Annotated in this window: 14 protein-coding genes and 1 tRNA gene; 8 read left to right on the top strand and 7 right to left on the bottom strand. The window is 58.6% G+C overall.

Annotated elements, in window-relative coordinates; translation table 11 throughout:
• Positions 1-451 precede the first annotated feature (451 nt).
• Together DXB98_RS08250 and DXB98_RS08245 are read left to right on the top strand one after the other, a co-directional pair.
• Positions 452-2,341 (top strand): carbon starvation protein A, encoded by a 1,890-nt coding sequence (locus DXB98_RS08250; protein WP_117743784.1) that lies wholly within the window; start codon positions 452-454, stop codon positions 2,339-2,341.
• 183 nt (positions 2,342-2,524) lie between these two features.
• Entirely contained in the window at positions 2,525-4,705 is a 2,181-nt protein-coding gene (locus DXB98_RS08245; protein WP_117743783.1) for a hypothetical protein, read from the top strand.
• Positions 4,706-5,202: 497 nt separating this feature from the next.
• On the opposite strand, the gene DXB98_RS08240 is transcribed toward DXB98_RS08245, so the two are convergent.
• The 4 genes from DXB98_RS08240 to DXB98_RS10210 form a co-directional block, all read right to left on the bottom strand.
• Positions 5,203-5,277: transfer RNA gene (locus DXB98_RS08240), tRNA-Gln, on the bottom strand.
• Positions 5,278-5,315: 38 nt separating this feature from the next.
• Positions 5,316-6,221, bottom strand: coding sequence for a peptidoglycan-binding protein (locus DXB98_RS08235; protein WP_199406666.1), 906 nt, complete (start codon positions 6,219-6,221; stop codon positions 5,316-5,318).
• A gap of 138 nt (positions 6,222-6,359) precedes the next feature.
• On the bottom strand, positions 6,360-7,373 hold the full coding sequence (locus DXB98_RS08230) for a polyprenyl synthetase family protein (protein WP_117735677.1): 1,014 nt from the start codon (positions 7,371-7,373) through the stop codon (positions 6,360-6,362).
• A 127-nt stretch (positions 7,374-7,500) separates the two neighbouring features.
• Complete coding sequence (locus DXB98_RS10210) at positions 7,501-9,951, bottom strand: PTS transporter subunit EIIC (protein ID WP_158553183.1); 2,451 nt, start codon at positions 9,949-9,951, stop codon at positions 7,501-7,503.
• Positions 9,952-10,175: 224 nt separating this feature from the next.
• Between DXB98_RS10210 and DXB98_RS08220 the strand changes: the two genes are divergently transcribed.
• From DXB98_RS08220 to DXB98_RS08200, 5 genes are all read left to right on the top strand, one after another.
• The gene (locus DXB98_RS08220; protein ID WP_117743782.1) at positions 10,176-10,895 is read left to right on the top strand and encodes a GntR family transcriptional regulator; all 720 of its coding nucleotides are present in this window, start codon (positions 10,176-10,178) and stop codon (positions 10,893-10,895) included.
• Positions 10,896-11,201: 306 nt separating this feature from the next.
• Positions 11,202-12,518 (top strand): ABC transporter substrate-binding protein, encoded by a 1,317-nt coding sequence (locus tag DXB98_RS08215; protein WP_055252173.1) that lies wholly within the window; start codon positions 11,202-11,204, stop codon positions 12,516-12,518.
• Between the two features lie 87 nt (positions 12,519-12,605).
• Complete coding sequence (locus DXB98_RS08210) at positions 12,606-13,460, top strand: carbohydrate ABC transporter permease (RefSeq protein WP_099432301.1); 855 nt, start codon at positions 12,606-12,608, stop codon at positions 13,458-13,460.
• The gene (locus DXB98_RS08205; RefSeq protein WP_117735679.1) at positions 13,460-14,299 is read left to right on the top strand and encodes a carbohydrate ABC transporter permease; all 840 of its coding nucleotides are present in this window, start codon (positions 13,460-13,462) and stop codon (positions 14,297-14,299) included. Before DXB98_RS08210 ends, DXB98_RS08205 begins: the two co-directional genes overlap by 1 nt.
• Positions 14,300-14,367: 68 nt before the next feature.
• Positions 14,368-15,567, top strand: a complete 1,200-nt coding sequence (locus DXB98_RS08200; protein ID WP_117743781.1) for an ABC transporter ATP-binding protein — start codon at positions 14,368-14,370, stop codon at positions 15,565-15,567.
• Between the two features lie 536 nt (positions 15,568-16,103).
• Here the strand turns inward: DXB98_RS08200 and glgP are convergent.
• Both glgP and malQ read right to left on the bottom strand, forming a co-directional pair.
• Complete coding sequence (gene glgP, locus DXB98_RS08195) at positions 16,104-18,371, bottom strand: glycogen/starch/alpha-glucan family phosphorylase (RefSeq protein WP_233505135.1); 2,268 nt, start codon at positions 18,369-18,371, stop codon at positions 16,104-16,106.
• 128 nt (positions 18,372-18,499) lie between these two features.
• Positions 18,500-20,077, bottom strand: a complete 1,578-nt coding sequence (gene malQ, locus DXB98_RS08190; RefSeq protein ID WP_255413331.1) for a 4-alpha-glucanotransferase — start codon at positions 20,075-20,077, stop codon at positions 18,500-18,502.
• A gap of 769 nt (positions 20,078-20,846) precedes the next feature.
• Between malQ and DXB98_RS08180 the strand changes: the two genes are divergently transcribed.
• Positions 20,847-21,077, top strand: coding sequence for a hypothetical protein (locus DXB98_RS08180; protein WP_117564843.1), 231 nt, complete (start codon positions 20,847-20,849; stop codon positions 21,075-21,077).
• Between the two features lie 319 nt (positions 21,078-21,396).
• Here the strand turns inward: DXB98_RS08180 and DXB98_RS08175 are convergent, their stop codons facing one another.
• The gene (locus tag DXB98_RS08175; protein WP_117564844.1) at positions 21,397-21,579 is read right to left on the bottom strand and encodes a hypothetical protein; all 183 of its coding nucleotides are present in this window, start codon (positions 21,577-21,579) and stop codon (positions 21,397-21,399) included.
• Between the last annotated feature and the right edge of the window lie 6 nt (positions 21,580-21,585).

The raw sequence follows: 21,585 nt of genomic DNA, 5'->3' as shown, positions 1-21,585 counted from the left end.
CACTTAATGTGCTTTCCGTCTTGCGCAGGACTGTAGAGCAGAAAAGTTCATGTGCGCCGCCCGGCTCCCGCGACTCTCAGGGGTATCTCTCATGCAAAAACTCTTGTCTGATAAAGTCCGAGGTTAATGGCGTTCTATACCGTAAATTTCAAAAAAGTTGAAAATTCATTACATTTGTACGTTGACTTTAGGTAACTAAAGTTTCATACTGCTTTTCATCCACTGGGGGATGTGAACACGCACGGAACGTTCACATCATGATCGAAGAGGATTTCTTAGACATGTTCACGCATCAGCTAAACATTATCAGCGTAGTAATTATCTGATGCGGGTTAGCACATACAGCTAGCCCGTACGATAACGGGCGGCTGATGAAGATGAGGGCCGTCGAGCGCAACCGACGGCCCTCATTTTTTATGTCTAGGAAGTTCTTTTTAGAGGAGGAAATGTAATGAACGGAGTTTTGCTCATGGTTGTGGCCGCGGCGGTGCTCGCCTGCGGCTATCTGGGCTACGGTCGCTGGCTGGCCAATAAGTGGGGCGTTGACAAGGATGCCCTCACGCCGGCCAAGCGCATGAAGGACGGCAAGAGCTTCTCGCCCGTTTCCGCCTTCACCGCGTTCTCGCACCAGTTCAGCTCGATCTGCGGTGCCGGCCCTGTCACGGGCACGATTGTCGCCATGGCCTTTGGCTGGCTGCCCGTCGTGCTTTGGGTTCTCGTCGGCGGCATCTTCTTTGGCGCCGTCCACGACTTTGGCGCCCTGTACGCCTCGATGAAGAACAACGGCAAGTCCCTGGCTCAGCTCATCGAGAAGTACATCGGCAAGACCGGTCGTCGCCTGTTCCTGCTGTTCTGCTGGCTGTTCTGCATCATCGTCATCGCCGCTTTCACCGACATGGTCTGCAAGACGTTCATGTTCACCCCGGCCGTTGACGCTTCTGGTGCTGCTACCGGTGCCATCGACTTCACCAAGTCCTATGCCGCCGGCTGCGCTGGTACCATCTCCATCCTGTTCACCTTCGTCGCGATCGCCTTTGGTTGGGCTCAGAAGAAGTTCAACCTCACCGGCGCTGCCGAGTTCGTCACCGGCGTGGTGCTCATGGTTCTCATGTTTGCCGTCGGTATGCAGTTCCCGGTCTACCTGGATAAGTTCCAGTGGTTCGCCGTCGTCATGGTCTACCTGGTCTTTGCCGGCGCCATGCCCATCCAGATGCTCAAGACCCCGCGTGACTACCTCACCTCGATCATGATGATCGTCATGATCGCCTGCGCTGTCCTCGGCATCGTCGTCCTGGGCGTCAACGGCCAGGCCACTATCACCGCTCCGGCCTTTACCGGCTTCTCTAGCGCTTCTGGCATGATGTTCCCGGTCCTGTTTGTCTCCGTTGCCTGCGGCGCTCTCTCTGGTTTCCACAGCCTCGTTTCTTCCGGTACCTCCTCCAAGCAGGTCGAGAAGGAGCAGGACGCCGTCAAGGTTGGTTACGGCGCCATGATCGTCGAGTCCTTCGTCGGCATCCTTGCCATCATCGTCGCCGGCATCATGTTCTCCGACATGAACACCGCCGGTACCGGCGCCCTCAACGCCGGCGTCGCTTCCACCCCGTTCCAGATCTTCGCCGCTGGCATCTCCCGCGGTATGCAGGCCTTCGGCGTTAACGGCACGCTCGCAACCGTCTTCATGACCATGAACGTCTCCGCACTGGCCCTGACCTCGCTCGACGCCGTTGCCCGCATCGCCCGCACCTCGTTCTCCGAGTTCTTTGCCCAGACCAACGACGCCTTGGCCATCGAGTCCAAGGCCGGCTACATGAAGGTCCTCGGCAATCCCTGGTTCGCCACGGTCGTTACCCTGCTTCCTGGCCTCGCCCTCGCCTTTGGTGGCTATGCCAACATCTGGCCGCTCTTTGGTGCTTCCAACCAGCTGCTCGGCGGTATGACCATGATCACCCTCGCCGTGTTCTGCAAGTGCACCGGCCGCAAGGGCTGGATGCTCTACGTGCCCGTCGCCTTCCTGCTCTGCTGCACCTTCACCTCGCTGGTCCAGAGCGCCATGGGCTGCATGACCGCCGTCCAGGCCTACGGCTTCTTCGGCACCATCCCGGCTACCGCCACCACGGCCGCCGTCTCCGTCGCCGCCACCAAGGGCCTGCAGCTCGTCTTCGCCGTCCTGCTGATGGTCCTGGGCCTCATCGTCGCCGTCAACTGCCTCAAGGAGTTCTTCGGTAAGGAGGCTGGCTCCATGCCTGACGAGGAGCCCGAGTGGTCCGAGATGGGCAAGGCCGAGTACGGTCGCGCCGCTGCCGCTGAGGCTCCTGCCGACGCCGAAGCCGCCAAGGCCTAGTCGGTCGGACGGGTTGGATCTCCCATCTATTTGACTCGGAAAGACCGGGTCCGCGACTGCGCGGGCTCGGTCTTTTTTCATGCAAAAACGAGTGACGCCCGAGTGTTCTCGCAGATGTTTTGCGTGGACAAGGGCGCGCGTTGTACCATATAGACGTATATGTGTACATATGAAAGGGGCCCCGTGGCCAAGACGGTATATTCCGATAATCAAAACAATGTCGATGCTTTGGCTGAGCGCCTGAGCAGCCAGACGTCGCTTTCTGCTGAGCGTGCCAAGCTGGTTGCCTACGACCTGCTTTGCCGTAAGGCGCTCAAGATTAAGTCGAGTGCGCTGGCGCAGATTTTCCGCTCCGTCGATAAGGAATGCGACACCAAGGCGATGCGCGATGAGCTTATCGCGGCAAATATCGTGACCAAGATTGAGGGTAGCGGCATTAACGGGCGCCCGGCGTTCTATACCATCAATGCCGAGATCCGCGATGCCCAGGAGCGGCCTGTCGAGTCCGTCGAAGATTTTGTCGTCGAGGATTCCGCTGACGTGCCCGCTGTGGAAGAAGTTGCTCCGCGTGAGCATGTCGATACCGATGAGTTGCTCGATGAGAACGTCGTGCGTGCCTTTACGGCCAAGGCGGGACGCGGCGGTTTTGGCGGGGGTGGCAAGCGCGATGCGCAGCGCCGCGCCCAGCAGGAGCGCTTCCGTCGCGCAGTTGCTCAAAAGGGTGAGACGGATGCCGAGGCTGTCGAGGAAAAGTCCGTTGGGATGCAGGAGCCGACTCGCACTCAAGAGCATGCTGAGATCCAGGAGCCCAAGCGTCGCCGCGGTGCGCATTTTAGGGCCGAGCAGCAGGATGTTGCGCTCGAGGCCGAAGAGACTGCCGAGGTTGCGGACGATTCCGAGAAGCCGGCCAAGAAGGCCTCAGACTCGTGTCGTCCCGGTCGCGGCTTTGCAGGTCGCGCGTATCCCGTAAAGCGCCAGGAGAAGGTTAATCAGGTTCCGGAGGTGCGGGCCGAGAAGGCCGTGAAGCCTGCCGAGGCGGAAGTTCGTGAACAGAAGCCTGTTGATGAGCAGGTTGCGTCCGATACGGAGACCCAGGGCCAGCAGTCTACTGATGAGCAGACGGAGCAGGGCGCGTCGAGCAAGCCTCGCCGCCGTCGCCATCGCGGGGGCCGCAGTTCCCATGCCGAGACTGCAACCGAGAAGATCACGCCGCGGGACGAGGATGTGAAGGCCGAGGTTTCTGCGGGGCAGCCTAAGCGCCAGCCAGCGAAGGAGAGCAAGTCCGATCGTCCGCAGAAGCAGGCGTCTATGCCGAAGCGCGAGCGCAATTCCCAAGGCGATTCTAAGCGCAAGTCTCAGAAGAAGCCGGAGTCTGCCGCAGTAGATACTGCTGCCCAGCAGCCCGAGTCGGCAGCCCACGGCGAGGTCTCGGCGTTTGCTCTTGCCCGCGTTTTAGGCAGGCAGCTGCTCAAAGTTGTCCCTACGCCTATGGCGCTCTCTAAGATCAAGGAGCAGCAGACACAGATCGTAAAGGTCGAGGGCAAGGACGGCAAAAAGGCTCCGCAGCGCGCTCAGCACAACGAGATGTCCAACCGCAAGATTGCCGAGGAGATTGCGACCATCCAGGCTTGGATTGAGCAGAACCGAGGTGCCGACACGCCGGTCGCTTCGCGTCGCCAGCGCGCCTACCAGATCTTTAACGACGAGAAGGCCTTTGACGGTAAGCACGGTGAGCGCCTGATTAAGCGCATGGCCGAAAAGGGCATCAGCATGCAGGCGATTAAGGTTGCCCCCAACCGCCCCGTGCACTTTACGGGTTTCTTTACGCTGGGCGCCGACAAGCCGTTCATTATGGTCGAGAACCTGGACACCTACGACGAGATCGTCAAGCTGCTGCGTGGCCGCAAGCACGCCAAGCTCTTTGGCATCAAGGTGGGCGGCGTGATTTTTGGCGGCGGATGCAAGGCGAGCGTCTCGCATGCCCTGGACGATTATCTGGCCGAGATTGGCTATCGCTTTAACTACGTCTACTACGTGGGCGATATCGATCGCGAGGGCGCGCGCATCGTCGAGCAGACTCGCAATGCCAATGTGGTTGAGATTCGCCTGCATGCCGGCATGTACCGCGCCATGCTCGCCGAGCATAAACGTCGCGTGAAGGCCGGCGGCGAGTGCGAGCCCGCGGCTGCCAACCAGGGCGTGCCGCAGAACCTGGCGGCCACGATCAAAGACCTGCCCATGGTTACGCGCGTGCAGTTCCGCAACGTGCTGCGCGAAGGCGGGCGCATTCCGCAGGAGATCCTGATGACCGCTGACTATCGGGATGGCGACTCGGGAAGCTTCGACCGCATGCTGAACAATTAGTTCCGCCGGCCCCGGGAGAGCGGGGACACCGACTTAGGTTTCCTGCTCTAGAGTCCTGCTCACGATGGAGGCCACATTAAGCGGCCTCCTGTTCGTGCGGAACTGGGCTGATATTTTCTAGATGTAAGGCGCTCTTGGTTCTAATGGGCTTGGGGCGCCTGTATTTTGAGGGTGGATTTTTGGGACATGCCTGAAAATCTACCTTTTGCAACTTCTCGTTCTGTAGGAGAAGCTATGACCGGCACTTTGGGAGCGTCCCTAAGTGCCGGTTTGGCTGGAAAGTCGAGATGCGGGGAGCCCGTTGCTGGTATGGGACGGAGGGATTCCGCGTCCGCCTTTTCGGCGGCCGCGTCCCGCTGCGTCGCTTCGCTCCTTGCGTGCTGCGCTGGAAAACGCTTCGCGTTTCCTCAGCTCCGCACCCTTGCGGGTTCGAATCCCTCCGTTTGCTCACAAGAAAGCGCCCTGGGCTGATGAAAGCTCAGGGCGCTCAGTTACCTTGGCTGGGACGGAGGGATTCGAACCCCCAACAGCCGGCACCAAAAACCGGAGTTCTACCGTTGAACTACGTCCCAATGTGTGGTGTTGCCCAAAAGCAACTCGTCTAGTTTACCTAATCTGCGAGGGCATCGCAAACGCCATCGAGCAGGCGTACGGCGAGCGTCTGCGCGTCGCTGGCCGTGAAGGTGCCGTTGTAGCGCGTCATGCCCGTGAGCTCAATGCGAATGCGAGCCGGCTTCTGCTGCGCGGCGACATTGGCGGTGCGGATGCGCTGGGCCAGGTTGTGGCACTCGGCGAGGGCAATCGTGGCGCGCGGTGCGGCGTCGGCGGGCAGCTCGTCGCTTGCGATTTCGAGCACCAGGTCAACGTCGGTTGGGACCTCGGAGTCGCAGAGCATCATGCCGCTGTTGTCGGTCGTTGCCGTGGCGATATTCCACATGCGCGACGCAACGCTGCGTGCGATGGGGTCCTCGCCGATAACGGCAATCTGAAAGCGCTCAAGCACATTGGCGGCACGGGCAAAACCGATACGCGACTCGGCCTCGGTGACCGAGGGCTTACCCTCCCACACATGGTGCAGGCGGTTGATGTAGGCGTAGGTGTCCTGGAAGGCCATGCCGTCGGCAAACAGACCGACATTTTCCTGGAACTGCTGCAGGGCGGCCTCGGTATGCGGGCCAAAGTAGCCGTCGTCCTCGCCGCAGGCAAAGCCCAAAACGTTCAGAGCGCGCTGCAGGGCCTGCACATCGGCGCCATGGAAATTGGGCATGCGCAGATAGAGGGTGCGGTCGCCCAGCTTATACGAGGCGTCTACCAGGGCGCTCCAGCAGGGGATATCGACGGCGCTGCCGGCGGCGAGGCCGCTATCGAGCCTAAAGGTGCCAACAGCCTGCTCGGTGGTGGTGCCAAAGCGCTTGTCGGCGACCTCGGCGTCGTCGATTGTATAGCCGAGCTGCAGAAGGCGGGACTGGACGTCCTCGACGGCTGCTCCCTGCATGCCCGTAGTAATAGGTTCCATGAACGAACCCCTTTCGGCGTACCATTCGTACTATTTGAGCGTGTGTCGGATAGACAACGCAAAGGGATGCATAAACATGCACTCAACAGTGTAGCAAGTTGTACCCAAATACGCTGCTGACAGGTTTTATAACCCCCGCTAGTTAAGGCGCTCCACAAAGAAATCTGCCATGGAGAGGAATAGCTCGCGTGCATGCGGGTCGAGCTCGACGCCTTCGATGGCGGCCTTGGCCTTAGCGGTCAGGTCCAGCGCGTAGGTGTGGGCGTAATCGATGGAGCCGGTCTCCTGGAAGATCTCCACGGCGCGTGCGAGCTGCGCGGGATCATCGGTGCCCGAGGAAAGAATCGCCTCGACCTCGTTGTGGTGGCGCTCATCAGAGAGGGCGTGTACGGCGACGAGCGTACGCTTGCCCTCGGTGATGTCGGTACGGAAGTCCTTATTGGCGGTTTCCTTGGTGCCAACAAGGTTGAGCAGGTCGTCCTGGATTTGGAAGGCAAGACCGGTGTGCAGGCCAAAGGTGCGCAGCGCCTCGATTTGCTCATCGCTGCCGCCGCCAATAATGGCTCCGGCGGCAAGCGGCGTCGCTCCGCTGTAAAACGCGGTCTTGTGCGTCGCCATGTCCAGGTAGTCATCAACCGAGATATCAAAGCGCTCATCACGGACCCAACCCAGGTCGAGCGCTTGGCCCTCGATGGTGCGGACGATCATCTCGGTAAGCTCGTGGAGCACGCGCACCTTCACGTTGGACTCCAGCGTGGGGTCGTCGAGAACCGTCTTGGTGACCATGGTGAGCGCTAGGTCGCCACAATTGATGGCAAGGCCCGTGCCCTCGGTAAGGTGCATGCAGGGCTTGCCTCGACGAAGCTGTCCGTTGTCGGCGATGTCGTCGTGGATTAGCGCGCCCGACTGGAAATGCTCGATGGCTGCCGCGGCGCTGCGGGCGCTCTCAAAGCTGCCGCCTACCGCGGTGGCGGCGAGCATGCAGATGAGCGGGCGGTGGCGCTTGCCAGCGTTTGCCGTAAATGCCGAGAGCGGGGTATACAGGTAGCGCTCGATATCGGCGGAAGTCGCCTGTCCGTCAAAGAACGTGGCCAGATAGTCGTTAATCTGGTCAAAGTGCTGGGCTAAAAAGCTAGTAAACGGACTGGACACGGGTTCTCGCATTCTTTGATAGGTTGCATCGTTGCATTATGCAGACAACATATTGCCACATTAGGGCGTCGAGCGCGGCGGTTGAAGACGATTGGTCCATGCGGCCGCAAGTGCGGTAGGGGCTTGGCTAGATAAGCCCAAAGTGTTCGAGCGCGGTGACGACGCCGTCGTGGTCGATGCTGTCGGTGACATAGTCGGCCTTTTCCTTGAGGAAGTCCGGTGCGTTGCCCATGGCGATACCGACATCGACGGCGTTCATCAGCGAGATGTCATTGCTGGCATCACCGATGCCATACACCGTTCCATGGTTGGGGTCGAGAGCGTCGAGTACGGACTGGATACCCTCGCGCTTGGTGCATTCGCGAGGCGAAATCTCGGTCACTTCGAGCTCGAGCTCGTTAAAGCAGAGCAGCGGCTCAAACGCTTGATCCTGAGCGATGCGGTTGGCAAGCGACGTAGACATTAAGATCTTGTAGGCGCTGTAATGTTGCAGCTGCGTAATTGCATCGCCCACGGTGCGGGCGTATCCGGGGGCGTCGGGCGCATCGGCACTCATGCGAACGACGCCATTGAGTCCCTCAAAACGAATCACTTCGTCCGATTGCTCAAGAATGGGAGCAAGGCGCTGCAGCATGCCGGGCGTCATCGCCAAATCGCGAATCACGTGTCCCTCAAGTTCGACATAGCCACCCGCGAGGCAGACGATGCCGGTCCAGGGCAGCTCGAGCAGCTTTGGATGGATGCAGCTCAGCGTGCGCCCTGTGCAGATAAACGCCATATTGTCCTTGGCGACAAAATCACGGATGGCTTGCGAGACCGCTTCATTGGGATAGGGGGAGAGGTCTCGCTCGCCCTCGGGAAGCTCTTGTGCCACTCGAGGGTCTTGCCAGGCGAGTGTTCCGTCGATATCGAAGAAGCAGATATCGCCGCGCTTATGGGCTGCGCTGGCGGCAGGGGAGGCCGAGGTGGTGGGCACAAATCCCGGCTCGAGGCCCATGATCTGGTCAAAATGCTCTTTAACGCGGGGAACGGAGATGCCGATAATCACCTGGGCGGTCTTGCCCGTAATGATGAGGCCCTTGGCGCCCACCGCGACAAACGACGCATTATCTGCAACGATGGAAGGGTCTGCGACCTCGACGCGCAGGCGCGTGGCGCAGTTGGTTGCGCCCACGATATTGCCAACGCCACCTAAAAGCTGAATTACCCGCTCAGCGAGGACGTGATCTTGATCGGATTGAATACTGACCTCGCCATTGGGAGATTGCTCTTTGACAAAGCCGCTTCCCGTTAAACGATCGATTGCCGCGCGATTGGAGGCATGATCCTCGCGGCCCGGCGTCTTAAGGTCATAGACCAAGATGAGTGCTCGAAAACTAACAAAAAAGATGAGGCTAAAGGCAAGACCGATACCGAGCGCCAAAAGGTAGGAGCTGGCATGCATTCGCATGAGTGGGATGAAGTTGAAGGCCGTCATTTCCATGAGACCGCCCGAGAAGATGCCGACGATGCCAAAGAAGTTCATGGTCATGGCAAGGCAGGAGGATAGGACGGCGTAGAGCAAAAAGAGTCCAGGATAGGTGAACATAAAGAGAAACTCGAGCGGCTCGGTGACACCGCAGACCACCGAGGCGACGATGGCGGGCAAAAGGATGACCTTAAGGCCGGCGCGGCGTTCGGGTTTGGCGGTGAAATAGAATGCTGCCGCGATGGCGGGAAGGCCAAAGAGCTTGCCCCAGCCGGTGGCGGTAAAACCTGCCCAGGGCGCAAGTTCATTTAAAGGGCGCGTGCTATGGGAGAGAATGGGGAGCAGGTTGGTCCACGTGGCGTAAATACCGTCGTGAATGACCAGATTGTCGTAATAGATGGGCATATAGAGCAGGTGGTGCAGCCCCATGGGCTCGAGTGCTCGCTCCAAAAACACAAAGATGCCCACGCCGAAGGGGCCGACGCCCGCAAGTGCGTGGCGCAGCGTTTCGGTTACAGCGTATGCGAAGGGCACGATGGCGGCCGAGATGGCGGCAAGGGCAAACACGGCAAAAAAGCTGATGAGGTAGACCAGCGAGGAACCCGAGAAGGTGCCGAGCCAATCGGGAACCTTGGCATCGTAGAAGCGGTCATGGATGGCGACGACGGTTGCCGATACCGCCAGCGGGCCGATAATGCCGGTGTCGAGCGTCTTGATGCCGTCGATGACGGTGATACCGCTGGCGGGGGTCAAAGATGATGGGTACTTAAGCCCAAGGTTGTCTCCGCTCAGCTTAATGATCTCGCTCAAAAAGAAGCAATAGGCAAAATAGGCCACAAGCGCCTCGAGGCAGCAGCGTGCCGGTTGCTTTTGGGCAAGACCGATAGGCAACGCTACGGCAAAAAGGAGCGGGAGACGTTTAAAGACCGTCCACGAGCCGCGCTGGATGATGGTCCAGAAAACGTACCAAGGGGTTCCGTATACGGCGAGGTCACCGACGATGTCTACGGTCGTGGCGAGGGCGGAGATGCCGACCATGAGGCCTGATATAGAAAACAGCATGGCGGGCGCGAACATGGCTCCGCCAAAACGTTGGATTTTCTGCAGCATAATATGCCTTCCGGATGCAACATGCTGTGCGAGCAAGAACGTTTAAACAATGAACTCATTGTAGAGGACTGGCTGCTTGCCGCATTGACGGTTTTGATTCGAATCGATTGGAGCATCACGGGCGCCGTTGACAGTTAATAATCGGTGCTTTGCCGATAGACGGTTTAAACAACCCAAAGAAATGCTATCGTGCCTAGCCATACATATTAATTAGAGGTGAAACAATGCCAAAAGCGATATACGAAGGAATCTACCGAGAAATACGCTCGCGCATCATTAATGGGACCTATGCGTTTCAGGAGATGCTGCCAACCGAAGCTGAGTTGACCGCGGAGTTCGGATGTACTCGCAATACTGTCCGTCGCGCCTTGGGTATGCTGGCCGACGGGATGTTTGTGCAGCCCATACACGGCAAGGGCGTGCGCGTTATTTGGCTTAAGGGCGAAACCGACATGTTGGGCGCACTCGAAGAGGTTGAGTCGTTTGGCGAGTTCGCAAAACGCAACAATGCCGTCGCATCGACCGAGGTCAAGTCTTTTGAACATTTGATTTGCACGGAGCAACTTTCTCGTCGCCTGGGCTTTAAGGTGGGCGAGGAGCTGATTCGTGTAGTGCGTGTCCGAAGCCTCAACGGCAGTGCTCGCCAGGTGGACCACGGCTACTTTTTGGAGTCGATCGCCAAGGGCCTGACGCCCGAGGTCGCCGAGAAGTCTATCTACGACTATCTGGAGCACAAGCGCGGCATCAAAGTGATGGCGAGCCGCCGTACGGTGAGTGTCGAGCTCGCCAACGATGAGGACTGCAGCTACTTGGACCTTGGCAAATACAACTGTGTCGCCGTCATGGAGAGCCAGTCGTACACCTCGGACGGCATCTTGTTCGAGGTCACGCATGCCCGCACGCATCCCGAGATCTTCCACTACCGCGTCAACTCCAAGCGATAGCCGGCTAGCTCGCAGCCTGACGAGACTCATGCCCTCAAAGCGAAAACGCCCGGTCAAACCGACAATGCATCGGCTTGACCGGGCGTTTTCGCTGCATTCGATAATAAATAATTGTTTATACAAAACTTGTCAAGTATCAAGTCGAAATTACCGTTCACCGAAGTTTTTCTACCGCTCTAGTAATACTTGTTCAAACAACTAGCCAAATAGCGTATTGTACAAATCAGCAAAAGGGGCAAAGTCCCCGAGCCAATCTCCGAAGGCGGCGGCAAAGGGTGCCGCCACGGTGTGAAAGGGTGGATTGTAATGAAGAACGAAATGAGCAGAAGGCAGTTCCTGGGCTTTGCTGGTTCCGCGGCTGCGGTTCTTGGTCTGGGCCTCGTGGGCTGCGGTGGTTCTGCCGGCTCTGGCTCCTCTGCTTCTGGTGACGCTGCCGAGGTCTACTTCCTCCAGTTCAAGCCCGAGGTCGACAAGGAGTGGAAGGAGATCGCCAAGGCGTACAAGAAGGAGAAGGGCGTCGAGGTCAAGATCGTGACCGCCGCCTCCAACACCTACGAGGAGAAGCTCAAGTCCGAGATGTCCAAGAGCTCCGCTCCGACGCTGTTCCAGGTCAACGGCCCCACCGGTCTTAAGAACTGGAAGGATTACTGCGCCGATCTGTCCGACACCAAGCTCCGCGGCGAGCTCATCGACGACTCCCTGGCGCTGCAGTCCGACGGCAAGGATCTGGGTATCGACTGGGTTCAGGAGAGCTACGGCATCATCTACAACAAGGAGCTCCTCGAGAAGGCCGGCTACAAGGCCGAGGACATCAACTCCTTCGACAAGCTGAAGGCTTGCGCCGATGACATCCAGGCCCGCAAGGACGAGCTCGGCGTTGACGGTGCCTTCACTTCCGCCGGCATGGATGACTCCTCCAGCTGGCGCTACACCACCCACCTCGCCAACCTCCCGCTCTACTACGAGTTCGAGAAGGAGCACAACCAGGAGGACGACGAGATCAAGGGCGAGTATCTCGACAACTTTAAGCAGATCTTCGACCTGTACATCACCGACTCCACCTGCGATCCTTCGCAGCTCGCCTCCAAGACCGGTGACGACGCCACCAACGAGTTCGCAACCGGCAAGGCCGTCTTCTACCAGAACGGCTCTTGGGCCTACGCCGACCTCACCAAGGCCGGTATGACCGACGACCAGCTCGGCATGCTGCCGATCTACATCGGCGTCGACGGCGAGGAGAACCAGGGCCTGTGCTCCGGCGGCGAGAACTACTGGTGCGTCAGCTCCCAGGCTTCCGAGGATGCCCAGAAGGCCACCGAGGACTTCATGTATTGGTGCGTCACTTCTGACACCGCCACCAGCATCATCGCTGACAAGATGGGTCTGACCGCCCCGTTCAAGAGCGCTAAGGAGACCACCAACGTCTTCTCTCAGCAGGCCGTTGCTATGGCCAAGGACGGCAAGAAGACCGTCGCTTGGGACTTCGTCTACATCCCCTCTGAGGAGTGGAAGAAGAACCTCAAGCAGGCTCTCATCGCTTATGCTGCCGACAACACCAAGTGGGACGGCGTCAAGAACGCCTTCGTCGATGGCTGGAAGACCGAGAAGGCTGCTTCCGAGTAAGCAGTTGCTGCCCAAGCTATCTGATTAGCGACAGGGGGCGGGCAGACGTAGGTTTGCCCGCCCCCTGCATATTGAAAGGACCCTTCTATGGGCAAAGCACTCAAGCGCTGGTGGCCGCTCTTTATGCTGCCCACGTGCCTGGCGTTTATGATCGGGTTCGTGATTCCCTTTATCCAGGGTTTCTATCTCTCGTTCTGCCAGTTTATTACCATCAATAACGCGCACTTTGTCGGTATCGAGAACTACGTGCGCGCACTGACCGACCCGCAGTTCTCCACGTCGTTCTTCTTTACCGTGGCGTTTGCCTTCCTGTCGACGGTGCTCATCAACGTGATCGCGCTGGCTATTGCGCAGGCGCTCACTCGCAAGGCGCTCAAGGGCACCAACATCTTCCGTACGATTTTCTTTATGCCTAACCTGATCGGCGGCATCGTGCTGGGTTACATTTGGCAGATTCTAATCAACTGCCTGCTCTCCAACGTGGGTGCCCAGCTTATCGCCCTCAACTCCGCCGCTGGCTTCTGGGGCCTTATCATCCTGACCCTGTGGCAACAGGTCGGCTACATGATGATCATCTACATCGCTGGTCTGCAGTCCATTCCGTCCGACTACATCGAGGCCGCCAAGGTCGACGGCGCTACGGCATGGCAGACGTTTTGGAAGGTTAAGATCCCTAACCTGATGCCGACGATTACTATCTGCCTGTTCCTGTCCATTACCAACGGCTTTAAGCTGTTCGACCAGAACCTCGCCCTTACCGGTGGTGCCCCTGCGCACTCCACCGAGATGCTCGCCCTGAACATCTACAACACGTTCTATTCGCGCGCTGGCATCGCATGGCAGGGCATTGGCCAGGCCAAGGCAGTCATCTTCTGCATCCTGGTCGTCGCTATTTCCATGATCCAGCTTAAGGCCACGAGGTCCAAGGAGGTGCAGCAGTAATGAAACGCGATAAGGCTATCAACCGCGCTCTCTCGATTTTCTTTACAATCCTGTCGCTCGCGTGGATCTACCCCGTGTTCATGATTGCACTCAATTCCTTTAAGAAGGGGACTGCAATCAGCACCACCACGGCGTTCGATCTGCTCACGCCCGAGACGTTCAACGGCCTTGCAAACTACGTGCATGCTCTTAACGAGCAAGGCTTTGCTTCGGCGTTTATGTATTCGCTTATCATCACGGTCACGTCGGTCGTGCTGATTTTGGTGTGCTGCTCCATGTGCGCTTGGTACGTGGTGCGCGTCAACAGCAAGATTTCGAACTTCCTCTATTACCTGTTCGTTTTCTCGATGGTCGTGCCCTTCCAGATGCTCATGTTCACGCTGTCCAACCTCGCGGACCGCATCGGCTTTAACACGCCGTTCAACATCTGCTTCATCTATCTGGGCTTTGGTGCGGGCCTGGCGGTCTTTATGTTCGCCGGCTTTGTCAAGAACATCCCGCTCGAGATTGAAGAAGCGGCCATGATCGACGGCTGCAACCCGGTCCAGGTGTTCTTTAAGATCGTCCTTCCCATCATGAAGCCCACCTATCTTTCGGTCGGCATCCTCGAGACCATGTGGGTCTGGAACGACTACCTGCTGCCCTACCTTACGCTCGACTCCACCAAGTACAAGACCATTCCTATCTTGATCCAGTACTTCCGTGGCGGCTATGGCCATGTCGAGCTTGGCCCCATGATGGCCTGCATCATGATGGTCGTCGTCCCCATCGTCATCATGTACATCTTCTGCCAGAAGTACATCATCGACGGTGTGGTGGCAGGTGCCGTCAAGGGCTGATGCCGTAACTGTTTTGCAAGTTTTGGCGGCGCCCCTCATCGCGGCGCCGCGTATCGAAAGGTAAAGACATGGCCGAGATCGTTCTCAAACATGTTCAGAAGGTGTATCCCAACAACGAGTCAAAAAAGAAGGGCTTCTTTGGCAAAAAGAAGAAGACCGGGGAGAAGAAGCACAACCTCAAGGTTACCGAGGACGGTGTGCTCGCTGTAGAGGACTTTAACCTCACCGTTCACGACCAGGAGTTCATCGTCCTCGTTGGCCCCTCTGGCTGCGGTAAGTCCACGACGATGCGCATGGTCGCCGGCCTGGAGGACATCACCTCGGGTGACGTGCTCATCGACGGCAAGCGCGTCAACGACGTCGCTCCCAAGGACCGCGACATCGCCATGGTGTTCCAGAGCTACGCTCTGTACCCCAATATGACGGTGTACGAGAACATGGCGTTTACGCTTGAGCTCAAGAAGGTCCCCAAGGACGAGATCGACCGCAAGGTTCGCTCCGCTGCCGAGATCCTGGGTATTACCGAGTACCTTGACCGTAAGCCCAAGGCACTCTCCGGCGGCCAGCGTCAGCGTGTCGCCATCGGCCGCGCCATCGTGCGTGACCCCAAGGTCTTCCTGATGGACGAGCCCCTGTCCAACCTGGATGCCAAGCTGCGTAACCAGATGCGCGCCGAGCTCATTAAGCTGCGTCACGAGATCAAGGGCACCTTCATCTACGTTACCCACGACCAGACCGAGGCTATGACCCTCGGCGATCGCATCGTGGTCATGAAGGACGGCGTCGTCCAGCAGATCGCCACCCCGCAGGAGGTCTTCAACCATCCCGCGAACATCTTCGTCGCCGGCTTTATCGGCGTGCCGCAGATGAACTTCTTCGATGCCCAGCTGGTGCGCTCGGGCAACGGCTTTACCGTCAAGACCGAGGATATGAACGTGGCGCTCGCCCCCGAGACCTGCGCTCAGCTTGCTCTCAACTGGGACGGCGGCGACGTGAAGGAGATCACGGCCGGCGTGCGTCCCGAGCAGATTCTGCTTGCCGACAAGGGCGAGGAGGGTGCGCTCCAGGGCACCGTCGAGGTGACCGAGCTCATGGGCTCGACCGAGCATGTCCACGTGACCGCTCCCGACGGCCAGTTTGTCCTGATTATCCCCGTCGTCGACCTCGAGGCCAAGGGCGCGCTCAAGGCGGGCGACCCCATCTGGTTCAAGTTCGAGAAGAACGCGACTCATCTCTTCGATAAGGTGTCTGGCAAGAACCTTATCTAGGCCCGGTGCATCCAGGCCCTCCCTTTGGGCGACTGCGGCTTTGCCATCCTTTTGCCGCGGTCACATATAAGGCTCCCCTCCCGTCCACTGGGCGAGAGGGGAGCCTTTCTTTGTGTTGGGACTGTCTGACCGGTCGTTTGTCTCGATCTGTAACGGATAGGGCCGATTTCGGACGTTAGATGTTGCAGATCGAGGCGGTTCCGCTGAGCTAACCATTTCATCTAAATCTGTAACACCAAAGGCGAATTTCACCTGCTAGATGTTACAGATTGAGATATTGCTGCGGGACGATTCCGTTTGTCTCGATTTGTAACAGGAAGAACCAATTTTAGGTGCCAGATGTTACAGATTGAGATGAACTCAGATGGACGGTTTTGATTGTCTCGTTCTGTAACGGGCGGTGCCAATTCTGCTGGCTAGTTGTTACAGATCGAGATTGTTTGGCAGAGTCGGGTCACAGGGTAACGTGCGGGCACAAAAAACGGAGCCGTGTTGCCACGACTCCGTTTCTGAAGAGGATGGGTAAGGGGAATGAGCTAGCTCAGGTGCCAGATCTCGTCGTTGTACTGGGAGATCGTACGGTCGGACGAGAAGGTGCCGGCGTTGGCGATATTGATGAGCGCCTTGCGCATCCAAGCGTCCTGGTCCTCGTAGTCGGCCAGCACGCGCTCCTTGGTCTGGATGTACTCCTCAATGTCGAGTAGGGCCATAAACCAGTCCTTGCCCTTGATGTCGTCGTGCAGACGCTGCAGGCGCCCCGCGTTGCCGGTCGCCATAAAGGCGGGGTTGGTGATGAAGTCCACCAGCAGTTTGATGCCGGGCTTGCGGTAGAGTGCGCCGGCATCGTAGGTGCCGTCGGCGTAGAGCTGCTCGACCTGCTTGGACGAGGCGCCAAAGGTGTAGATGTTCTCGTCGCCCACGAGCTCGGCAATCTCCACGTTGGCACCGTCGAGCGTGCACAGGGTTAGGGCGCCGTTGAGCATGAACTTCATGTTGGAGGTGCCGCTTGCCTCCTTGGAGGCCAGGCTGATCTGCTCGGAGATGTCAGCGGCGGGGATCACGCGCTCGGCGGCGGTGACGTTATAGTTCTCGATCATGACAACCTGCAGGTAGGGCGCCACGTCGGGGTCGTTTGCAATCCACTGCGACAACGTCAGGATCAGGTGAATGATGTCCTGGGCGATGGTGTAGGCAGGTGCCGCCTTGCCGCCAAAGATGATGGTGACGGGGTGAGTGGGCTTGTTGCCGTTCTTGATGTCGAGATACTTCCAGATGATGTAGAGCGCGAGCATCTGCTGGCGCTTGTACTCGTGGATGCGCTTGACCTGAACATCGATGATGGCGTTGGAGGGAATGGTCACGCCCTGCTCGAGCGCCATGAACTGGCGCATGATGCTCTTGGCCTCGACTTTGGTGGCAGCCAGGCGCTCAAGAACGTCCTTGTCGTCGGCGAATTCGGCGAGCTTGCTCAGATTGCCGGTGCTGCGCCAATCGGTGCCGATCACATCGTCGAGCAGGCTGGCGAGCGCGGGGTTGGCACCATGGATCCAGCGGCGGAAGGTGATGCCGTTGGTCTTGTTGGAGAACTTCTCGGGATAGATCTCGTAGAACGGATGAAGCTCGGTGTCCTCCAGGATCTTGGTGTGGAGGGCGGCTACGCCGTTGATGGAGAAGCCAAAGTGGATGTCCATGTGGGCCATGTGAACGGTGTTGTATTCGTCGATGATGGCGACGCGCGGGTCATCGTGCTCGGCCTTCGCAATCTCATCGAGCTTGACGATAATGTCGGCGATGGCAGGGGAGACCTTCTGCAGGCTGGCGAGCGGCCACTTCTCGAGGGCCTCGGCAAGAATCGTGTGGTTAGTGTAGGCGACCATGGAGCGTACGATGGTCACGGCCTCGTCAAACTCGATGCCATGCTCGGTGGTGAGCAAGCGAACGAGCTCGGGAATGACCATGGTGGGATGCGTATCGTTGATCTGGACTACGGCGTAGTCGGCCAGATCGTGCAGGTTACTGCCGCGCTCGACAGCCTCGTCAATCAGGAGCTGGGCAGCGTTGCTCACCATGAAGTACTCCTGGTAGATGCGAAGCAGACGGCCCTGCTCGTCGGAATCATCCGGATAGAGGAACAGGGTGAGGTTCTTGGCGATCTCGGTCTTATCGAAGTCGATGGAGCTGCCGGGGACCAGGCCATCGTCGACACTTGCCAGGTCAAACAGGCGCAGGCGGTTCTTGGTGGGCTGGCCGTAACCAGGCACATCGATGTTGACGAGCTTGGAGGTGACGGCAAAATCGTCAAACTCAACGGTGTAGGAGCGGTCGTCATCGACCAGGATGTCCTGCTCGCCAAGCCACTCATCGGGGACGGCCTTCTGCTGCTTATCGACAAAGCGCTGGCGGAACAGGCCGTAATGGTAGTTGAGGCCCACACCGTCTCCGGTAAGGCCCAGCGTGGCGATGGAATCCAGGAAGCATGCGGCCAGACGGCCCAAGCCACCGTTGCCCAGCGACGGCTCGACCTCAAACTCCTCAATCTTGTTGAGGTCGTGACCGGCGGCAGTGAGCTGATCCTTAACCTCGTCGTAGATGCCAAGGTCGATCATGTTGTTGATGAGCAGCTTGCCAATCAAAAACTCGGCAGAGATGTAGTAGAGCTTTTTCTTGCCATTGTTGAGCGGGCAGGCGGAAGAGCGCTCCTGCACGAGCTTGACCAGCAGCTTGTAAATGCGACGGTCGTCGAGCTGCTCGAGCGAGGTGCCAAAAGACTGCTCGGCGAGTTCCATGAGGTTTATTTGGGGCATGTTTCCTCCTGTGATGGGTTGTTTCATGTCTGCAATTCATAAGAAGCCCGCGCGAGGGGATTGGGGTGGCCTCGCGCGGGAAAAGCAAGCGCGTCCGCACGGTGGGGAGGGGTCGGGCGCGGTAGCTCCTATTGAGGAAGCTCGATTTCAGCTTCCGACGGGATGCGGAAGTAGGTTTCGGTCCAGTCGGTGAGTTTGTGCTCAAGCTCGCGGGTGATGGCGCCGTCGAGCATGCGCCAGGTCCAGTTGCCGCCCAGCGTGGCAGGGGTGTTGATGCGCGCCTCATTGCCCAAGTTGAGCAGGTCCTGCATGGTGTAGATGCACGTGTCGCTTACGCTGGCGGCGATGGTGCGATTGAGTGCATCTGCCATGGGTTCGCCGGCCTGCTGATGGGCGTACAGGGCTGCCTGCTCGCGCTGACGCGGGGTGGCCGTTCCCTCAAACCAACCACGCGCCGTTTCGTTGTCGTGGGTGCCCACGTAGGCGACGGTGTTGGCAATGTAGTTGTGCGGCAGGTAGTACGAGTTGGTGCCCTCAAAGGCAAACTGCAGGATCTTCATGCCAGGGAAGCCCGAGTTGTCGCGCATGTCGATGACACCGGGAGTGAGGAAGCCCAAGTCCTCGGCGATGATGGGCAGCGTGCCGAGCTTTTCCTCGAGCGCTTTGAAGAGCTTGAGGCCGGGACCCTGCGTCCACGAACCGTGGGACGAATCGGGCGAGGAGAACGGCACCTCCCAATAGGCCTCGAAGCCGCGGAAGTGATCCAGGCGGATGACGTCGTACATGTCGAGGGCAGCGCGAATGCGGCCCTCCCACCAGGAGAAGCCGTCGGACTCCATGGCGTCCCAGTCGTAGATGGGGTTGCCCCAGTACTGGCCGGTGGCCGAGAACTGGTCGGGCGGCGTGCCGGCGACGCTCACGGGATTGCCGGCGGCGTCGATCTTAAAGAGCTCAGGTGTCGCCCACATCTCGACGGAGTCGCGCGAGACATAAATGGGCAGGTCGCCGATGATGAGAATGTCGCGCTCGTTGGCATAGGCCTTGAGGCGGCTCCACTGGCGATCGAAGAAGTACTGCGTCATCTGGTGGTAGAGCATGCGCGCCGGATGGTCGGCGCAGACCTTGGCGGAAGACTCGCCGCGGGTACGGAGCTCCGCGGGCCACTCCCAAAACGCCTTGAGACCGCACTCCTCTTTGACGGTCATGAACTCACAGTAGGGGATGAGCCAGTCCTCGTTGGCCTGGATAAAGTCATCAAAATCGGCCGGCTTGTCGGCAGCAAAGCGCTCAGCGGCTCGGTCGAGAATCTGACGGCGGCCGCCAAAGATAGCACCGTAGTCGACATTGCTGGGATCGGAGCCCAGGTACACGCCGTCGATATCGTGCTGCTCCAGATAGCCGGCCTCGATAAGCTCGGCAAAGTCGATAAAGTTGGGGTTGCCCGCACGGGCCGAGAACGACTGATAGGGCGAGTCGCCATAGCTCGTCGTCGTAAGGGGCAGAATCTGCCAGTAATGTTGTTTGCACGAGGCAAGAAAATCGACGAAGTCGTAGGCATTCCAGCCAAAGCCGCCGATGCCGTAAGGCCCGGGCAATGACGAAACGGGCATCAGAACACCGCTTGCACGCTCCATGGATGCACTCACCGTCCTTTTGAATAAGGGGCTGCGCCGTAGATGGATAGACGGCTCGTCCCGAGTTTCCATTTCTATTGTCCCTATTGTAGAACATGTTGTTTAAACATGTATATAGAGAATGAAAAAGTTGCCGAATTTCGGTGAATGGTAGTGCGCCATAAAGACGATATGAGCAGAACAATGTGAGCCCCTGCTTCGTATCGTCTTTTGATTCGTGGGCCAAGGCTGACAATGGTCGTCGTCATTAAAATCCGGCAGCCAGCCAGGTTGCCACAATGCGAGACTGGCTCACAATGCCACATGTTGCCTCTATTGGCCTTGAGGTGCACGCCCGCAGCATCAAAGGATGCGCCTTCAATCCGTTCACGGGCGAGATCGGCGGGAAGCCCTTTCTCCTACGACCCCGCCTCCGTCGCCGACTCGATCCTTTCTATCGAGTCGCCCGGGGCAGTCTACGAGTCCGGCGTCACCGGCTTTCCCTTCTGCAGGGAGCCGCGCTGCCTCGGCGTGGACTGCGTCATCGGCGCGGTCTCCAAGATGCAGAGGCCCGCGGCCGACAAGCGACGCAAGACCGACAAGCGCGACGCCGAGTTTTCGGCCAAGCAGCTCGCACTGCACGAAATCGTCGAGGTCCACGTCCCCGACTGCGAGTGCGAGGGCGCCAGGGACCTCTCCCAGGCCCCCGCCGATGCCCGGGAGAGGTTACCGTGTTACCGTCAAGCAGCGCCTCTCCAAGTACCTGCCCAGGAATGGGCAGTGCCACCCCGGCGGAGACGACCAGAGAAGGAGGCTCGGGACGTGGACCAGGGCGCACTGGGCCTGGATCGAAGCCGCGGAGATGGCCGACCCCACGGCCCAGCAGACCCTCGACTGCTATAAGGAGCGCGTCAAGCGGGCGGTAGACGAGAAGAAGGACCTGGAATCCAAGGTGGAGTCCCAGTCGGAACAGCCCCGATGGAAGCCGACGATGGACGTGCTCAGCTGCATGAAGGGCATCGACGTCGTCATCTCCGCTGTTAGTGTTAGTGTATTTTTCACCGTTCAGTTTAATGCTACCACTGACAGTTGAAACGCCTGTGGAAGGGATAGCCTTGTTGGACGGGGACTATTCGTGATAGTATCGCGCCGCAACATCGAGGCGCGAATCGCCCATGTGGTGGCAGTGCGAGTTTCGTGAGGTGTGGTGTGGACGGGACGCAGCGTTTTATGGGTCTGGCCGGTCCGACTGGTGTGCAGTTCTGTCGGGCCGGCCGAGATTGGTGAAGAGATCGCGTTGTTGAATGAGCGAATTTTACAAGCAGCTCTTCAAGGCGCTCTGGGCGTTGGCTAGGGCTGCGCAGTCAATCGCATGCAGCGATAGGCGAGGTGATTGCTCGATGGGTTGGCGACTAGTTTTGTGCCGTACTTGCCCCGGTGCCGTCGTTATCTGCCGAGTACCAGAATGCGTAGGCCGCAACGACGGCATCGTAGACGGCTGCAACTACGTTATCCACGACGGCTGCGAAGTTGACTACAACGGGAATGGGGCCGGTTTTGGAATCCATCTTCTCTACTTCTGGGGTCTCGTACATGGGAAC

Origin of the sequence: Collinsella sp. OM07-12, assembly GCF_003438275.1 — a bacterium.
Classification (GTDB): Bacteria; Actinomycetota; Coriobacteriia; order Coriobacteriales; family Coriobacteriaceae; genus Collinsella.
This window is presented reverse-complemented; position numbering and strand designations above follow the sequence as displayed.

Excerpts from the sequence above, each read along its gene's own strand:
- DXB98_RS08250 (WP_117743784.1), top strand. The coding sequence starts at position 452 with ATGAACGGAGTTTTGCTCATGGTTGTGGCCGCGGCGGTGCTCGCCTGC.
- DXB98_RS08235 (WP_199406666.1), bottom strand. The coding sequence starts at position 6,221 with ATGGAACCTATTACTACGGGCATGCAGGGAGCAGCCGTCGAGGACGTC.
- DXB98_RS10210 (WP_158553183.1), bottom strand. The coding sequence starts at position 9,951 with ATGCTGCAGAAAATCCAACGTTTTGGCGGAGCCATGTTCGCGCCCGCC.
- DXB98_RS08220 (WP_117743782.1), top strand. The coding sequence starts at position 10,176 with ATGCCAAAAGCGATATACGAAGGAATCTACCGAGAAATACGCTCGCGC.
- DXB98_RS08215 (WP_055252173.1), top strand. The coding sequence starts at position 11,202 with ATGAAGAACGAAATGAGCAGAAGGCAGTTCCTGGGCTTTGCTGGTTCC.
- DXB98_RS08210 (WP_099432301.1), top strand. The coding sequence starts at position 12,606 with ATGGGCAAAGCACTCAAGCGCTGGTGGCCGCTCTTTATGCTGCCCACG.
- DXB98_RS08205 (WP_117735679.1), top strand. The coding sequence starts at position 13,460 with ATGAAACGCGATAAGGCTATCAACCGCGCTCTCTCGATTTTCTTTACA.
- DXB98_RS08200 (WP_117743781.1), top strand. The coding sequence starts at position 14,368 with ATGGCCGAGATCGTTCTCAAACATGTTCAGAAGGTGTATCCCAACAAC.
- glgP (WP_233505135.1), bottom strand. The coding sequence starts at position 18,371 with ATGCCCCAAATAAACCTCATGGAACTCGCCGAGCAGTCTTTTGGCACC.
- malQ (WP_255413331.1), bottom strand. The coding sequence starts at position 20,077 with ATGGAAACTCGGGACGAGCCGTCTATCCATCTACGGCGCAGCCCCTTA.
- DXB98_RS08180 (WP_117564843.1), top strand. The coding sequence starts at position 20,847 with ATGGCCGACCCCACGGCCCAGCAGACCCTCGACTGCTATAAGGAGCGC.
- DXB98_RS08175 (WP_117564844.1), bottom strand. The coding sequence starts at position 21,579 with ATGTACGAGACCCCAGAAGTAGAGAAGATGGATTCCAAAACCGGCCCC.